We start from the raw sequence: 15,289 nt of genomic DNA on the forward strand, positions 1-15,289 counted from the left end.
AACGTGTCTGTAAACTTACATGATGTAGCAAATGATTTAGAAAAAGCAATTCGTCAAAGCGACGATTACACAAACTTAAAAAACTTATATGCAGCAGTAAACGCTGATCAAGGTTCAAAACAATTATTTGAGCGTTTCCGTACAATGCAAATGGAGCTGCAACAAAAGCAAATGATGGGCCAAGAAATCACTGAAGAAGAAGTTCAGCAAGCTCAACAAACAGTTGCAATCGTTCAACAAGATCAAAATATCGCGAAGCTAATGGAAGCTGAGCAACGTATGAGCATGGTAATTGGTGAATTAAACAAAATTATCATGAAGCCACTTGAAGAACTTTACGGTGCGGCTGAATAAGAGATAGAGGAAAAGAGAAATCTTTTCCTCTTTTTTTTATGCGGAAATTCCTTCTAATTGTGCAGTTCTGCTCATAAGCTTAGTAACAAGGCTACACATGCCGACTATCATGAAAAGGTCATTTATAACCGTATCCTAACGGATTAGACATCTATGAAAGAAGGGGTTCTCATATGGCTTATCGATTGCTAGCGTTGAATATTGATGGAACCATTTTAAATAGCCAAGGGCGCGTTACAAAAGAAACGAAAGACGCAATTCAATTCGTGAAAAATAAAGGGGTTTACGTTACGTTAGTAACAAACAGGCATTTTCCGTCTGCTAAAAAAATTGCTCGGTCACTTAAAGTTCATCCAGCAATGCTAATTACTCATAGCGGTGCCTTTATCGGAACATCGATAGACAAACCGGTACTAGATAAGAGAATTAGCGAGGAAAAAACATTTAATCTCATTCAACTTTTTGAAAATTTTAATTGTCATGTCCGCATTTTACATGAAAGGTTTTCAATTGGAAATCGTGTAAAGCTTCCCAATAATATTGTAGCTAAAAGCGTGTTAAAAACGGGAGAACCGCTCTTTTATCCCGTGCAGTTCGTAGATTCATTAGGAGATACGCTTCGTGATGAACCTGTTTCTACGCCAAAAATAGAAGTGTATTTTGCAGATCGTAGAGAAAAAGAATACGCCGAGCAAACAATTGCTAGTGCAGTTCCGGATATTGAATGGTTTTCGTATCCAAATGAAAATAGATGTTATATTACGCCAAAAGGAGCCACAAAAGCTGCCGGCGTTCGTTATGTAGCAAATCGTCTAGGGATACCAATGGAAGACGTAGTAGCAATTGGAAATTGCTATGATGATTTAGAAACGATTGAACATGCAGGAATGGGTGTGGCCATGGGCAATTCACCAACAGAATTAAAAATGCTTGCGGATTGGGTTACTCGTTCTAATAATGAAAATGGTGTAGCCTATATGGTGAAAGAATTATTTAGAAAGCAGCAGCGCCTTGGTTATCTTCATCAAATTGACAGCTTTCGTTTAAAATAAATAAAGGAAAAAAAGAGGCTAGAACAAAAACAGTTTAGCCGTAGGAAGATCCGAACGATGAATCGAGATTCTTGATAGAGAATCCAATTCGTTCGGGTTTTTTTATTGGTAGGGTGAACGTAGGTTTCATATATGTAGGTGCTTCTAGCTGTTGATTGGAGGGCAAGGCGAAGGCTTCTGCGGGAAAAGCGCAAGCGACGAGAAGGCTCATCGGCCGCTCGCGGAAAGCAAAACCTTGCACGGAAATCAACAAAGTGTAACAAGCGGTTCAGCTCATGTGTCTCATTTGTTCGTCTTTAGATTGAATTAATGTAGTTATGGCTCAATCTCTTTTTCCGTTTGTTTCCTGTCTGCGCATTCCCTTGAGCTGAGCACCTTGACCGGACATACGTAGGTTTTGTAAACTGATTACTTAGATAGAATTGATTTGAAAGGTGATTATATTGAACATTTATATAAAAGGTATAGAAGGTGAGCGTTTTTTACGTCCGCTTCACCGAATTTCAGATTTGTTTTTTGAAGAAAGCAACGTCTCCTTTGAGGATGATAACGAAGCTCAGCTGAAGGTCGAAGTAGAGCTAAAAGTTCATGAAGAAATTTATGCGAAAGCAGTGCTGCATGACGCTGAAACGGACAAGGTGTTTACAGAAGAGCTTGCTAAATCGTTTACGCCGTATGAAACAGAAAAAGAAAAATTTAAGCAAATAAAAAATGTGGTGCTTCGCGTCTACTTATCTGTACTACAGGAGTATACAAGCATTGTTCAAAAATGGGGTATTTTAACTGGTATACGTCCGACGAAGCTGCTTCATATGAAACTGCAGTCAGGCAAAAGTAAAGAACAAGCGCATCGTGAGCTAAAGGAAGAATATTTAATCACCGATGACAAAATTAATTTAATGCAGCATATTGTGGATCGTCAACTAGCAGCTATTCCCGATTTACATGAGTTAAAGAACGAGGTAAGCATTTATATAGGCATTCCGTTTTGTCCGACGAAGTGTGCATACTGTACATTCCCAGCCTATGCGATTAACGGACGTCAAGGATCCGTTACGTCATTTTTAGGCGGCTTGCATTATGAGATGCGTGAAGTAGGAAAATGGCTAAAAGACAATAACGTCAACATTACAACCGTCTATTATGGCGGAGGCACACCAACGAGCATTACCGCTGAAGAAATGGATATGCTGTATGAAGAGATGTATGAATCGTTCCCGGATGTACAAAATATCCGTGAAATTACGGTAGAAGCAGGAAGACCCGATACGATTACGGAAGAAAAGCTAGCTGTTTTGAACAAATGGAATATTGACCGGATTAGTGTAAATCCGCAGTCTTATATTCAAGAAACCTTAAAAGCTATTGGACGTCATCATACGGTTGAAGAAACTATTGATAAATTTCATCTTTCTCGAAAAATGGGGATGAATAACATTAACATGGATTTAATTATTGGTCTTCCAAATGAAGGTGTAGAAGAATTTCAGCATACGCTAGACGAATCTAAAAAATTGCTTCCTGAATCTTTAACTGTTCATACGCTATCGTTTAAACGCGCGTCTGAAATGACTCAAAATAAACGGAAATACAAAGTGGCAGATCGCTATGAAATTGGTAAAATGATGGATTTAGCGACTGAGTGGACTCAAGAACAAGGGTATGAACCTTATTATTTATATCGCCAAAAAAATATTTTAGGTAATTTAGAGAACGTTGGATATTCATTCCCTGGTCAAGAGAGCCTGTACAATATTATGATCATGGAAGAAAAGCAGACGATTATTGGTCTGGGATGCGGGGCATCCAGTAAGTTCGTGCATCCAGAAACAGGCATTATTACAAGGTTTGCGAATCCAAAAGACCCAAAATCGTACAACGATGGATTCGAGCACTACACCCAAGAGAAACTCAAGATTTTAGATGAATTGTTTAGGAAATAAAAAGGTCACTTTTTAGTGATCTTTTTTTATTTTCAGCAGGGAAATGTCGGAATCTGTTGAATATATAAAAAAGTTGTAAGCGTTTTCTTATTATGGCGATGCGAGGTGCCGCTTAATGATGAATGTACAGTTAACCGTACCATCTATGATGGAAAGAGCTGAAAAGCTGTTTGGTAAAAAAGAAGTGGTTTCTAAATCTTCAAAAGGAATTCAGCGTTTAACTTATAATCAGTTAATAAAACGGACTCGGCAGCTCTCTAGTATGCTAGAACGAATTGGAGTGAAGCGAGGAGAAAGAGTCGGAACGTTTGCATGGAATCATCATAAACATCTAGAAGCTTATTTTGCTGTGCCGGGAATAGGCGCTGTTCTTCACACAATTAATATCCGGTTAGATTCTGAGCAAATTGTATACATCATTAACCATGCACGCGATAAAGTCATTTTACTTGATGAATGCTTTTTACCTTTATTCGAAAGCATTCATCAAAAGCTTCCACATGTTGAAGCCTATATCATTATGTCAGATGAAGATAAGCTGCCAGAAACAGACTTGCCAGTTTATCATTACGAAAATTGGATTCAGCAAGGGCATGCATCGCATTCCTTTGTTCAAGATTTAAACGAAGAAGAACCAGCAGGCCTTTGTTATACCTCTGCTACTACAGGAGAGCCAAAGGGCGTTGTATATTCTCATCGAGCTATTTATCTGCACTGTATGGCGCTAGGGCTTGCTGATAGTGCTGGATTATCAGAAGCAGATACCGCTATGCCTATCGTTCCAATGTTTCACGTGAACGCATGGGGAATTCCTTTTGCTGCCGTTTGGTTTGGAACAAAGCTCGTGCTGCCGGGTGCTTTTTGTACTTCAGAGACGATTGCTTCTCTGATTGAACAAGAGAAAGTAACTCTGGCTGCAGCAGTACCTACCGTTTGGTTAAACTTTTTACAAGAGATAGAAAAAAGGTCTTACGCAGTCGATAGTTTGCGAGCTATTTTATGTGGCGGATCAGCGGCCCCAAAAAGCGTCATTCGAGAATTTCAGGAAAAATATCAAATTGAATTTATGCATGCATACGGAATGACGGAAACAAGCCCTGTGGTGACCGTCTCCCGTTTAAAAAGCTATCAGTACAGCGAAGACTTTGAGTATCAGCTCAACGTAAAAGCGAAGCAAGGTTTCTTAGTTCCTGGCGTTGAAATGAAAGTAATAGGTCAAAATGGAGAAATTGCTTGGGATGGAGTGGAAATGGGTGAGCTATTACTAAAGGGCCCATGGGTAGCTTCTGAATATTACAAGGATAAAAGAACAGAAGATACGTTTAAAGACGGCTGGCTGTATACCGGAGATATTGTGACGGTTGACGAAGAGGGAACGATCAAAATCGTAGATCGAACAAAAGATTTAATTAAAAGCGGAGGAGAATGGATTTCATCGGTTGATCTAGAAAACGCGCTTATTGCCCATGAAGCTGTTTTCGAAGCCTGTGTCATAGCAGTCCCTCATAAGATGTGGCAAGAGCGTCCAATTGCTTGTGTCGTGTTAAAAGATGCATACAAAGGCATCGTTTCGTCAGAAGAGCTGCTGGAATTTTTAGCGCCGCAGTTCGCGAAATGGTGGCTTCCAGATGACATTTTATTTATGGATGAGATCCCGAAGACAACGGTAGGAAAGTTCTTAAAACGTACGCTTCGTGAACAAGTCCTCAATCATTATCAGAAAGGGTGAGTAAGATGACCGTCGAATTAAAAGTAGTAGAACTAGTTTTGCAAGAGCGTATCGCCACAATTTCGTTTAACAGGCCGGATGCGTTAAATGCATTAAACGAAGAAGTGCTAGAGCAGTTTATTCAATGTTTAAAAGTTGTCGAAGAAAGTGAAGCCGACTTTTTAATAGTAAAAGGAAACGGAAAAGTATTTTCAGCAGGCGGAGATATTAATATGATGATGTCACCTTCACAATCAGAACGTTTTGAGCAGGTAATGGATTTGATTAATGAAGCCGTGCTGACTTTATACAGCCTCCCTCAAATGACGATAAGTGTACTGCACGGTGCGGCAGCAGGACTAGGGCTGAGCATCGCGCTTGCTTCTGATTATATTATTGCAGAAAGACACACAAAAATTGCCATGAACTTTATCGGCATTGCTCTAATTCCAGACGGAGGCGGTCACTTTTTACTAGAAAAGCGCATCGGTGCTCATCGTGCAAAACAGCTAATTTGGGAAGGAAAGACATTAAAAGCAGAGGAAGCTCATCAATTTGGCATAATTGATGAAATAAAAGAAGGAGATTTGGCGAAGCATGTAGAAGATTATCTCTCATATTGGCTAAAAAAACCTTCACGTGCTTTGAAGGAAACAAAGCGAATTTATGTGGAGACATCTGTTTCACAATTAAAGCAAGTGCTTGCGCTTGAGAAAAGAAGTCAGTTTGCTATGAGCCAAAGTTCGGATCATAAGGAAGGTGTACGTGCGTTTCTGGAAAAGCGAGCGCCTGTTTTTAATCAAAGTGAAAAAGATATTTCCGAAAATTAAGTGAACTAGTTTAAAAGCCAATATTTTTGTCTATCATATTGATAGAGCATGTTTAAAAGTTGCAAAACAGTGGTAACACAAGATAATGTAGAAACTAATGAGGTGATTGGAAATGAACAAAACAGATTTAGTAAACGCAGTGGCAACAAAATCAGAGTTAACAAAAGCAGATGCATCTAAAGCAGTTGATGCATTACTAGAAACAATTTCATCAACGCTAGGTGAAGGTGAAAAAATTCAGTTAATCGGCTTCGGTACATTTGAAGTACGCGAGCGTGCTGCTCGTACAGGCCGTAACCCTCAAACGGGTGAAGAAATGCAAATTCCAGCATCAAAAGTACCGGCATTTAAAGCTGGTAAAGAACTAAAAGAAGCTGTAAAGTAATATAAAACGCCGGAAAGCTAAAACTTTCCGGCGTTTTGTATTAACGATGAAACAATACAAGTTTTCCGCTAGAGCTAACGCATCGATGCGTTTTTTCTAAATAGGAAAGCTCTTCTAACTTCTTGGTGCCGATAGTCTTTGCTTCTGTCTCAGAAGCTGCTTCAAAACTTTCATCTATTAATTTTTCTCCAGTCTTTTCAAAAGCGGTTAATGTGTAAGTACTCATAAAATCTACTCTCCTCTTATAGTATAATTGTAAGCGTATTCAACATATTTCTCGTCCTATTCCTCTAAATCCTGCTAAGGTTTACAGATATCATTTTTTTCCATACAATAAACGTAGGTTTATTTACAAAGGAGGAATTAAATGTCTCTTTCTATCCGTGAAGTTTCAAAAAGGTACGGTGAATTTACAGCTGTAAACGAGCTATCCTTGCAAATTCCAAAAGGTGAAGTGTTTGGTTTTTTAGGTGCAAACGGTGCTGGCAAAACGACGACGTTTCGAATGATTTTAGGGCTCATTGAACCAACCTCAGGTCACATCCAATGGAATGATAAATCTTTAACTTACAGTAGAAGTCATCTAGTTGGCTACCTTCCAGAAGAAAGGGGACTGTATCCGAAATTAAAAGTCAAAGATCAGCTTGTATATCTTGGACGGTTGCGCGGAATGAAAAAAGCGAACGTGCTGCAAGAAATGGAACACTGGTTGTCTCGATTTAATATTCCTCAATATGCTTCCAAAAAAGTAGAAGAGCTATCCAAAGGGAATCAGCAAAAAATTCAATTTATTGCCTCCGTTATTCATCGACCCGAGCTGCTTATTTTAGACGAACCTTTTAGCGGCTTAGATCCTGTAAACGTAGAGGTATTAAAAGAAGCGGTGCTTGATTTGAAAAAACGCGGAACGACGATTGTTTTTTCAAGTCATCGAATGGAACATGTGGAAGAACTTTGTGAATATTTATGTATTATGCATCATGGCACGCCTGTAGTGTACGGAAGGCTCCCGGAGATCAAACGTTCATTTGGAAAGAAAAACGTCATTGTACACGGAAAAGGTCCGTTTGAGAGAATTACAGAGCTTGAAGGCGTTGTAAAGGTGAAAAAAATGGTTGAAGGCATGATTGTTCAAATTCAACATGAATCCGTATCACAACTCATTTTTCAAGAACTTAAACACTTTTCATTTGTATCTAAATTCGCAGTGGAAGAGCCTTCATTAAATGATATTTTCATTGAAAAGGTAGGTGCTTCCTATGAATAAATTTTGGGTCATTGTCTTTCATACATATCTTAATAAATTAAAAACAAAATCTTTTATTATTACGACGATTATTACTGCTCTTATTCTAGTTGCTCTTACAAATATGGAGAAAATTATCGACGTTTTTAATTCAGACGATAATGGAACAAATGTGGGTGTCATCTATGACGTGGAAAGCGTATATACTTTGTTCAAACAAAATGTAAATGTCATGGATAAAGACATTCATTTAAAAGAATTTACGTCTGAGTCTAAGGCAAAACAAGCGGTAGAAAGCGGGGAGCTCGATAGCTATTTACTTTTATCTTTAAACGATAAGCAGCTGCCTCAAGCTGTGTACAAAGCTAACTCTTTGGCCGAATCAAACCTTTCTTCTACCTTAGAACAGGCGGTACAGCAAACAAAAGTGGCTATGGCTACAGTAAAAATCGGTTTAGAAGAAAAGCAAATTGATCAGCTTTACAGCCCTGTTTCATTTAAAAAGAAAGCGTTAGTTGAAAATGCCAAAACAGAACAAGAGCTAAATCAAGCAAGAGGTCTTGTGTATGTGCTGCTGTTTGTTATTTATTTTGCCGTTATCATGTATGGGAGCATGATTGCGATGGAAGTAGCTACTGAAAAATCATCCCGCGTTATGGAGATCCTTGTATCGAGCGTATCACCTATTACACAAATGTTTGCTAAAATCATTGGAATTGCACTGCTCAGCTTAACGCAGCTTGCAGTGATACTGAGCGTGGGCTACACATCGTTAAAAGCCAGTGTGGAAACAAATCATAACGGTATCTTTTCTTATCTCGGATTTAATGATGTTCCGCTGACTACATTCGTGTATGCATTTGTCTTTTTCATATTGGGGTACTTCCTTTTTGCTACGCTCGCGGCTTTTTTAGGTTCTCTTGTGAGCCGTATTGAAGATGTACAGCAAATGATTACGCCTATGACCCTTGTGATTGTGGCCGCTTTTTTAATTGCTATGTTTGGACTTGGTGATCCTGAAACCACAATCATTACGGTCACATCTTTTATCCCGTTTTTTGCTCCGATGATTATGTTTTTGCGTGTAGGTATGTTAAATATTCCTGTATGGGAAGTGAGTGTATCGATAGGGATTTTAGTTGTGACGATTACTGCTTTAGCTATATTTGGTGCCCGTGTGTATAAGGGAGGAGTCCTTATGTATGGGCAATCTACCTCTTTTAAAGATATTAAAAAGGCGCTGCAGCTAACGAAAAAAGAAACATAAAGAAGTGAGAGGCTGAGACAAAAGTAGTTTAGTTGAAGGAAGATCCGAACGAACAACCTAGATTCTTGATGGAGAATCCAACTCGTTCGGATTTTTTTATTGCTATGGTGACCATAGTTTTCATATATGTGGCTGCTTCTAGCTGTGTATTGGAGAGCAAGACGAAGACTCCTGCGGGAAAAGCGGAATAGGTGAGACCCCCGCAGGAGCGGAAGCGACGAGGAGGCTCAGTGCCCTCCCGCGGAAAGCGAAGTCTTGCACGGAAATCAACAGCGGTGTCTCAAGCAGTTCAGCTCCTTTATCCAATTTGTTCGTCTTTAGATTGCATTGATTTTGTTATGTCGCAATCTCATCTTGTATGAAAAAGCGTCTACCCGTGCATTCGGTGCCAAGCGATGGTAAAATGAAATGTAAAGAGCTGTAAATAAGCGGACGAAGCGATAAGAGCTTTGCTATCAAATACATAGAATGAAGTAGTAAGGAGGAAAAGATCATGACAAAAGGAATTGCTCAATACGAAGTAGGAGAGCAAGTTGATCTTTATTTTTTAATTAAATCCTCAACGAGAGGAATTGCAAGCAATGGAAAGCCATTTTTAACGGTAATCCTGCAGGATAAAACAGGTGATATTGAAGCCAAGCTGTGGGATGCTTCCCCAGATGACGAGGAAAATTATGCTGCTCAAAAGATTGTGCGAGCTGCTGGTGAAGTAATGAATTACCGCGGGCGCAACCAGCTGAAAATACGCAACATTCGTCCTGCACAGCCGCAGGACGGAGTGCGCACATCTGACTTTTTAGAAGTGGCGCCTTTATCTCAAGAAGAAATGGTCGAACATATTACAAAGAGTATATTCGAAATGAAAAATTCGAATGTCCAGCGCATTACTCGCCATTTGTTTAAAAAATATCAAACGGAATTTCTAGAATATCCGGCAGCAACTAAAAATCACCATGAGTTTGTATCGGGACTTGCCTACCATGTGGTGTCTATGCTGAAGCTGGCTGAGTCATTTTCAACCCTTTATCCAAGCTTAAACCGCGACTTGCTGTACGCTGGGGTTATTCTTCATGACCTTGGCAAAGTATTTGAACTTTCAGGTCCTGTTTCGACGATATACACAGTCGAAGGGAACCTGCTTGGCCATATTTCGATTATGGTGAATGAAATTGGAAAAGCGGCAGAAGAATTAGCGATCGAAGGAGAAGAGGTTATGCTTCTTCAGCACCTTGTATTATCGCATCACGGTAAGGAAGAGTGGGGAAGTCCGAAAAAGCCGTTAATTAAAGAGGCTGAGATGCTTCATTTGATTGACAATGTAGACGCTAAAATGAATATGCTGGACCGAGCATTAACAAAAGTGAAGCCCGGTGAGTTTACAGAGCGTATTTTTGCACTTGATAATCGCTCATTTTATAAACCAACGATTGATTAAAAAGGTATAAGTCTTTCTTCCTTCGCATATAGTGGTTGTAAATAACTGTGATGGGGGATCAATATATGGTGACACTACCAATTTGGATTTATTTAGTTGTAGCAGGCATTTTCTTTAGTGGATTTATGGCGATTCGTGCTGCACAACATGATAAGCAAGTGGATGATTCGTTTATTGAAAAAGAGGGACAAGTCTTCATCGAAAGAATGCAAGTGGAAAAAGAAAGACGCAACAGCGATTCCATCTGATTATATAAAAGAGCCTGTCACATGAGTGACAGGCTCTTAGCATTACTGCTGAGGAGTTTCTACGCCAGATTGACTATCTGTCGCACCTTCTTCGAAAATTGGTTTTACATTTTTATCTTTGACTTCCACTTTTGCTTTATCAAGCTCTTTTTGAATCTTCTTGTTTGCTTCTGCTTGATCTACTTTTGAACGTTTGATTTGCTGCTCAAGTTCGGGTTTCTTTTTCTCAAACGATTCTACTTTCTTTTTATCGACTAGTTTAATGATATGGTAGCCGTACTCTGTTTTGATTGGTTTACTTACTTCACCTTTTTTCAGCTTGTAAGCCGCTTCTTCAAATTCTTTAACCATTTGGCCTTCACCGAAGTAGCCTAAATCCCCGCCGTTAGCGGCAGACTGCTGATCCGTTGAATATTCTTTTGCCAGACTAGCAAAGTCCTCGCCTTTTTTGATTTTCGCTTCCACTTCGTTTGCTGTTTTCTCGTCTTTTACTAAAATATGACTTGCGCGAATTTGAGGTTTTTGAGCTTTATACTCATCATAAGCTTTTTTCACTTCTTTGTCCGATACTTTAATGCCTGCTGTAGCAGCTTTTTCACGGAGAATATCAACTTTTAGCATATCTTTGACTTCTTTTTCGCCTTTTTGCTTAATAACTGAATCCACCTGATCACCGTATTGTTCTCTTAGAATGTTCAGCTGCTGATCAAGCTCTTTATCCGTTACTTTATATTTTTTACTCAATACTTTTTCTTCGGTAACGCTTCGTACGAGTGTATTAAATTGGTCTTGTCCGATTGTATCTTTCATTTGCTTATACAAATCACCTTGAGTGATATTGCCTGCTTTTGTTTCTACAATTACTTTTGAAGCATCGTTTGCATTTGAAGCATCATTTCCCCCACTGCATGCTGATAAAGCAACGAGACTGGCTGCCGTTGTTAGTGCAACTAAGCTTTTTTTCATACGTAAACACTCCTACTCATCATTTTTACTTATGTAGCTTGACTCAAGATTTACTATATCACATTTCCTGATGTTAGCAAATGAAGTTAAAACCACGTAAATTTACATTTATTTTCCACTAAGCATGGAGTGATTATACGCTTATGATAGCTTTTTTATAAAGCGTTTTCAAAATGGTGGACAAACTCACAGAGTAATCTCCAAACGAGAAGCAAGAGAAATAAATTATGGGGTTTGGGCTAAAAGCCTAGACGTTTTTTGAGCTGATGCATAAGATGCAGTATTAGTAAACAAAGGGGGTGCTCAAATGAGCGGATGCGGACATGGAGGCGGTTTTGCACTATTAGTTGTACTGTTTATCTTATTAGTCATTGTTGGTTGTGCATGTTACCACTAGGAAACAGATGAATATAAAAGGAAAGGGGCGATAGATATGGGTTCTTACGGATGCGGATACGGCAGTGGATTTGCGCTATTAGTCGTATTATTCATCTTATTAGTTATCATCGGAGCTAGCTGTTTTTGCTAAGCCTATAAAAAAGCGGTGAGACATCTCACCGTTTTTTATGTAAATGATACTTCAATATAAGATGAAACTAATAAAATGGTAATTAATACATTAATCGTACGAAAAACTTTAGGCTGTTTTTCAGCTGGAATTTCTTTTTGAATACACAATGTATTTGTTAGTGCATTGATGTAGAATAAAATGAATAGTGCAAATACAATAAAGAATATGTACATAAAAATCCCCCTAACAAAATCAGTGTGACGAAGACAAAAAGTCTTATAGTCATTTATATAGTACAGCTTTGTATGAATTTACAAATATCTATATTAACATTACCAAAAAAGCGGTAAAATAGATAGTTATATATACAGTTGAGCAAAGAATTTCAAAAGGTATTTACACAGAAATGCGGTTTTTATTTTATAAAGGGTAGTTAAGAAGTTGAGAAATAGGTTTTAAACGAAATAGCAAAGTGAATGGATAAGAAATGAGTAACAATTAGCCATTGTGCAAAAGGATTGTTAAAAAGGACAGAGGGATTTATATTAATATATGCAGTGAGTACATAATCAGTATATGAAAATCTTTATAAGGTGCTACTCAAACAGGAAATGTGAATGACGAAGAAAGAATTATTTGGAAGAACATGAATGAATCATGTACAATATGGAGTAGAGGTATATGAACGTTGAAGGAGTAGGGGAAGCGGATGGAAACTTTAGAATCTCGAGTATCACGTTTAGAATATTACATAAAACTGTTATCTGGGACATCTGAACAAGAAGCTAAACCATTTATTGATTTAGTGGTAAGAAATCAGCTTACAAAGAAGGAAGTAGAGGAAATTTTAATTCTGTGTGAAGATACAAAAAACGAATATATTGAGCAAAAAGCGGAAGGTCTAACAGACTTTGTTCCGCTTCTTACACAATTTGTTGGCATGCTGAATTATAAATTAAATCCTAGAGAGACGGTCGAATCGCTTCGTTATCAACCTTCTTATCAAGATGTGATGAATGAATTTTTTGAAATTATTCAATGGATAAGGGACTAACCATTAAGAGTTTGAAATAGTCTCCTGGTGGTTCTCTTTATCTTTCTTGACAAGCTTGCCATCTTCTTCAGTGAATTCTTCTTCGATATGATGGAAAGATCGCTCGAAGATATCCATAAAATCTTCACCGTAAATTTTGCGGATGACGGTCATTAGTTCCATAAACTCAGGGAATTTGCCGTACAAGTCGCGCAACGGAAGTGCGCCGCTGAACACTGAATTATTAGAAGGTTCGTAATGTTCCATTAAATCTAATAAAATGGCCTCGCCTTTATCTGTCAGCTGAATGTACGTATTTCGCTTGTCGCTTTCTTTTTTAGAAAACTCAAGTAAACCTCGTTCTTCTAGTTTTTTGGAGAAGTTAAATGCAGTAGAAACATGCATAACTCCAAACTTGGCAATTTCGGAAATGGAAGCCCCGTTTAAATGATATGAAATCCATAAAATATGATGCTCGTTAATATTAAGGTCATAAGGCTTAATCCATTGCTGCCAATCCTTCTCTACGGTTTTCCAAAGGGCTTTACTTAATTGGGCAATGCGTTGGCTAAATAGAAGTGCTTCTTTCAAACTGTAATCTTGATCACTAGTCTTTTTCATCTTCTCCCACCTACTTAGTCTCTTTTTTTATTTATCTTCTATTATGCCAATAAAATAAAAAATTATAAAGATGTAAATTTACAAAATTTTAAAAAATTAAAAAAGAAGGCGTTCTAACCTTCTTTTTTGTCAATTTTTTCATTGGGATTTTTAGTTGTCTGTACATGTTCCTCTAGGTTTGACAAAGAATTTTGGATTTCTTTCAAATGATGCTGAAGGGATTCCTTATGAGGGACAATTTCTTCTTTAAACTGACCAAGGGTAGTAGAAAGGTCACTTGCGATATTTTTCACTATAGTATTTCCTTCTCTGGCGGTCATTTGTACTTGTTGAGAAACAGCTTTTATTTTTGTTGAGAGCTCTTGTTGTGAAGCGTTAACTCGGTCTTTTCGAGAGCTGACACGCTGTTTAAGTTCTCGTCCTGAATATGGAGTAACAAGAAGCGTTGTAATAGCGGCTACGGTGCTTCCGATTGCTGCTCCAGCTGCTAGTTTTTTCATTCTGCTCATTATTTATTTCCTCCTATATAGTAAAGTAATTGCTAACACTTCCTTCTGACATAATCATAAAAAAATAGCATAGATTTATACAAAAGAAGGAGGTTATCAACATGGGGTAGCTTTATTCATTCTTTTGATGATTAGCCTGAGTTTTTTTCTGGCTGCCTTTAAATGGTTTAGCCTTACGACTAGAACGGCATCATATCCACCTAAACATGTGCTGAAACAAAAGTCTCTTACATGTGCGACAGTGGCTTTTGCGAGTTTTTTATTGGCGCTTATACTTTATTATGTAACCTAGGATGGGGAACTTAAACCTTTATTACATAGTAAGTCTTCATACCTATTGTATGAGCTGCAAATGAAATTTAAGTGAAAAGCATCCTGTACCATTTCTTTTTAAACAAAAAGTTAAGAGTCGAACTTTAGGCTGTCTCTAAAAGATCAGCAACATACTATAAATGAACCGTTTTATCTAAAGGTCCGCCACGCTTTGGCGGGCCTTAGCTTTTGGTGTAAAAAAAGAGCCTGATTCTTAATTAAATCAGGCTCTTGACGTTACGATAATTTTGCTTTGATGCTTGTGCGTTTTAGAACGGATTGAACAATTGGATAAATAACGACCATAACGATTGTATTTACTACTGTTGCAGGTAATACAACCGCAGCAACAAGCGCCATGACGCTGTTTCCGCCCGGTAAGCCGACGATTAGCGCGGCAGCTGACAAGAATACGGTTCCTGATACGAGTGTGCCAACAGCTGTTAAAGCAGCGGCAACTGGTGTTTTAATGCCTGTTGCTTTTTTCACAAGCATAAATAATGCAAAGAAAACAAATGCTGTAATTGGTTTATCAACTAAGTTTGCAATTTGTCCGCCAGGAAAGCTTGTTGTTAAAGCAGAAATAGCTGCTGTTGTTAGGGCAACTAACCCAACATTTTTTACGCTAGGAAACAACAGGATTGCCAAAAACATCATTGTTAACATCATATCTGGCTTCATTCCAAATAAAATAGGAGGTACCACCGTGTGGAGAACCGCTCCAATTCCGACTAATAACGCTAAAGAAACTAAAACTTTTGTATTCATTTCTCATCTCTCCTCTTCTAAGCTAAGCTCGAAATATACCAATAGTGCGTCTATGCCCATTGCATATATTTACATACTGATTATAACATATTTATGTGAAA

At 38.2% G+C, this 15,289-nt stretch carries 20 protein-coding genes and 1 pseudogene; 15 read left to right on the forward strand and 6 right to left on the reverse strand.

Annotated features, from left to right (window positions below; genetic code table 11):
- Positions 1 to 3: 3 nt before the first annotated feature.
- The 7 genes from MKY06_RS02890 (at position 4) to MKY06_RS02920 (ending at position 6,272) form a co-directional block, all read left to right on the forward strand.
- Positions 4 to 354: a YlbF family regulator gene (locus tag MKY06_RS02890; protein ID WP_013055299.1), complete on the forward strand. Its 351-nt coding sequence runs from the start codon at positions 4 to 6 to the stop codon at positions 352 to 354.
- Positions 355 to 527: 173 nt separating this feature from the next.
- Entirely contained in the window at positions 528 to 1,406 is an 879-nt protein-coding gene (locus tag MKY06_RS02895; protein WP_029320772.1) for a Cof-type HAD-IIB family hydrolase, read from the forward strand.
- Positions 1,407 to 1,557: 151 nt separating this feature from the next.
- Positions 1,558 to 1,716 carry a hypothetical protein gene (locus MKY06_RS02900; protein WP_013055301.1) on the forward strand — a complete coding sequence of 53 codons (159 nt, stop codon included), beginning with the start codon at positions 1,558 to 1,560 and terminating at the stop codon, positions 1,714 to 1,716.
- Positions 1,717 to 1,846: 130 nt separating this feature from the next.
- Positions 1,847 to 3,349 (forward strand): coproporphyrinogen III oxidase, encoded by a 1,503-nt coding sequence (locus MKY06_RS02905; RefSeq protein WP_218812888.1) that lies wholly within the window; start codon positions 1,847 to 1,849, stop codon positions 3,347 to 3,349.
- A 115-nt stretch (positions 3,350 to 3,464) separates the two neighbouring features.
- Positions 3,465 to 5,078, forward strand: coding sequence for a long-chain fatty acid--CoA ligase (locus tag MKY06_RS02910; RefSeq protein ID WP_097812797.1), 1,614 nt, complete (start codon positions 3,465 to 3,467; stop codon positions 5,076 to 5,078).
- A 5-nt stretch (positions 5,079 to 5,083) separates the two neighbouring features.
- Positions 5,084 to 5,887 (forward strand): enoyl-CoA hydratase, encoded by an 804-nt coding sequence (locus MKY06_RS02915; protein WP_013055304.1) that lies wholly within the window; start codon positions 5,084 to 5,086, stop codon positions 5,885 to 5,887.
- Positions 5,888 to 5,999: 112 nt separating this feature from the next.
- Positions 6,000 to 6,272, forward strand: coding sequence for an HU family DNA-binding protein (locus MKY06_RS02920; protein ID WP_013055305.1), 273 nt, complete (start codon positions 6,000 to 6,002; stop codon positions 6,270 to 6,272).
- Positions 6,273 to 6,312: 40 nt separating this feature from the next.
- Here MKY06_RS02920 and MKY06_RS02925 read toward each other — a convergent pair whose 3' ends face one another.
- On the reverse strand, positions 6,313 to 6,498 hold the full coding sequence (locus MKY06_RS02925; RefSeq protein ID WP_013055306.1) for a YhzD family protein: 186 nt from the start codon (positions 6,496 to 6,498) through the stop codon (positions 6,313 to 6,315).
- Between the two features lie 141 nt (positions 6,499 to 6,639).
- Here MKY06_RS02925 and MKY06_RS02930 point away from each other — a divergent pair, with 141 nt between their 5' ends.
- The 5 genes and pseudogenes from MKY06_RS02930 (at position 6,640) to MKY06_RS02950 (ending at position 10,468) form a co-directional block, all read left to right on the forward strand.
- Complete coding sequence (locus MKY06_RS02930) at positions 6,640 to 7,539, forward strand: ABC transporter ATP-binding protein (protein WP_098277568.1); 900 nt, start codon at positions 6,640 to 6,642, stop codon at positions 7,537 to 7,539.
- On the forward strand, positions 7,532 to 8,785 hold the full coding sequence (locus MKY06_RS02935; RefSeq protein WP_098322122.1) for an ABC transporter permease: 1,254 nt from the start codon (positions 7,532 to 7,534) through the stop codon (positions 8,783 to 8,785). Before MKY06_RS02930 ends, MKY06_RS02935 begins: the two co-directional genes overlap by 8 nt.
- Positions 8,786 to 8,933: 148 nt before the next feature.
- Positions 8,934 to 9,147, forward strand: a pseudogene (locus MKY06_RS02940) (hypothetical protein).
- A 131-nt stretch (positions 9,148 to 9,278) separates the two neighbouring features.
- Positions 9,279 to 10,220, forward strand: coding sequence for a 3'-5' exoribonuclease YhaM (gene yhaM, locus MKY06_RS02945; RefSeq protein ID WP_013055309.1), 942 nt, complete (start codon positions 9,279 to 9,281; stop codon positions 10,218 to 10,220).
- 65 nt (positions 10,221 to 10,285) lie between these two features.
- Positions 10,286 to 10,468 carry a sporulation YhaL family protein gene (locus MKY06_RS02950; protein ID WP_013055310.1) on the forward strand — a complete coding sequence of 61 codons (183 nt, stop codon included), beginning with the start codon at positions 10,286 to 10,288 and terminating at the stop codon, positions 10,466 to 10,468.
- A 42-nt stretch (positions 10,469 to 10,510) separates the two neighbouring features.
- Here the strand turns inward: MKY06_RS02950 and MKY06_RS02955 are convergent, their stop codons facing one another.
- Positions 10,511 to 11,434 (reverse strand): peptidylprolyl isomerase, encoded by a 924-nt coding sequence (locus MKY06_RS02955; protein ID WP_029320783.1) that lies wholly within the window; start codon positions 11,432 to 11,434, stop codon positions 10,511 to 10,513.
- 307 nt (positions 11,435 to 11,741) lie between these two features.
- Here MKY06_RS02955 and MKY06_RS02960 point away from each other — a divergent pair, with 307 nt between their 5' ends.
- Positions 11,742 to 11,831, forward strand: coding sequence for a YjcZ family sporulation protein (locus MKY06_RS02960; RefSeq protein WP_078081447.1), 90 nt, complete (start codon positions 11,742 to 11,744; stop codon positions 11,829 to 11,831).
- Positions 11,832 to 11,867: 36 nt separating this feature from the next.
- Positions 11,868 to 11,963, forward strand: coding sequence for a YjcZ family sporulation protein (locus MKY06_RS02965; protein ID WP_016762974.1), 96 nt, complete (start codon positions 11,868 to 11,870; stop codon positions 11,961 to 11,963).
- 35 nt (positions 11,964 to 11,998) lie between these two features.
- Here MKY06_RS02965 and MKY06_RS02970 read toward each other — a convergent pair whose 3' ends face one another.
- Positions 11,999 to 12,178 carry a hypothetical protein gene (locus tag MKY06_RS02970; RefSeq protein WP_013055312.1) on the reverse strand — a complete coding sequence of 60 codons (180 nt, stop codon included), beginning with the start codon at positions 12,176 to 12,178 and terminating at the stop codon, positions 11,999 to 12,001.
- 476 nt (positions 12,179 to 12,654) lie between these two features.
- Here MKY06_RS02970 and MKY06_RS02975 point away from each other — a divergent pair, with 476 nt between their 5' ends.
- The gene (locus MKY06_RS02975; protein WP_013055313.1) at positions 12,655 to 12,999 is read left to right on the forward strand and encodes a DUF1878 family protein; all 345 of its coding nucleotides are present in this window, start codon (positions 12,655 to 12,657) and stop codon (positions 12,997 to 12,999) included.
- Positions 13,000 to 13,002: 3 nt separating this feature from the next.
- On the opposite strand, the gene MKY06_RS02980 is transcribed toward MKY06_RS02975, so the two are convergent.
- The 3 genes from MKY06_RS02980 to MKY06_RS02990 all read right to left on the reverse strand — a co-directional run bounded on the left by MKY06_RS02980 (position 13,003) and on the right by MKY06_RS02990 (position 15,188).
- Positions 13,003 to 13,599: an HTH-type transcriptional regulator Hpr gene (locus MKY06_RS02980; protein WP_014461677.1), complete on the reverse strand. Its 597-nt coding sequence runs from the start codon at positions 13,597 to 13,599 to the stop codon at positions 13,003 to 13,005.
- 113 nt (positions 13,600 to 13,712) lie between these two features.
- A complete protein-coding gene (locus tag MKY06_RS02985) occupies positions 13,713 to 14,108 on the reverse strand; it encodes a YtxH domain-containing protein (RefSeq protein ID WP_013055314.1) in 396 nt (131 codons plus the stop codon).
- 549 nt (positions 14,109 to 14,657) lie between these two features.
- Positions 14,658 to 15,188 carry a tryptophan transporter gene (locus MKY06_RS02990; RefSeq protein ID WP_029320787.1) on the reverse strand — a complete coding sequence of 177 codons (531 nt, stop codon included), beginning with the start codon at positions 15,186 to 15,188 and terminating at the stop codon, positions 14,658 to 14,660.
- Between the last annotated feature and the right edge of the window lie 101 nt (positions 15,189 to 15,289).

It is taken from the genome of Priestia sp. FSL P4-0332 (genome assembly GCF_038005845.1).
Lineage (GTDB): Bacteria > Bacillota > Bacilli > Bacillales > Bacillaceae_H > Priestia.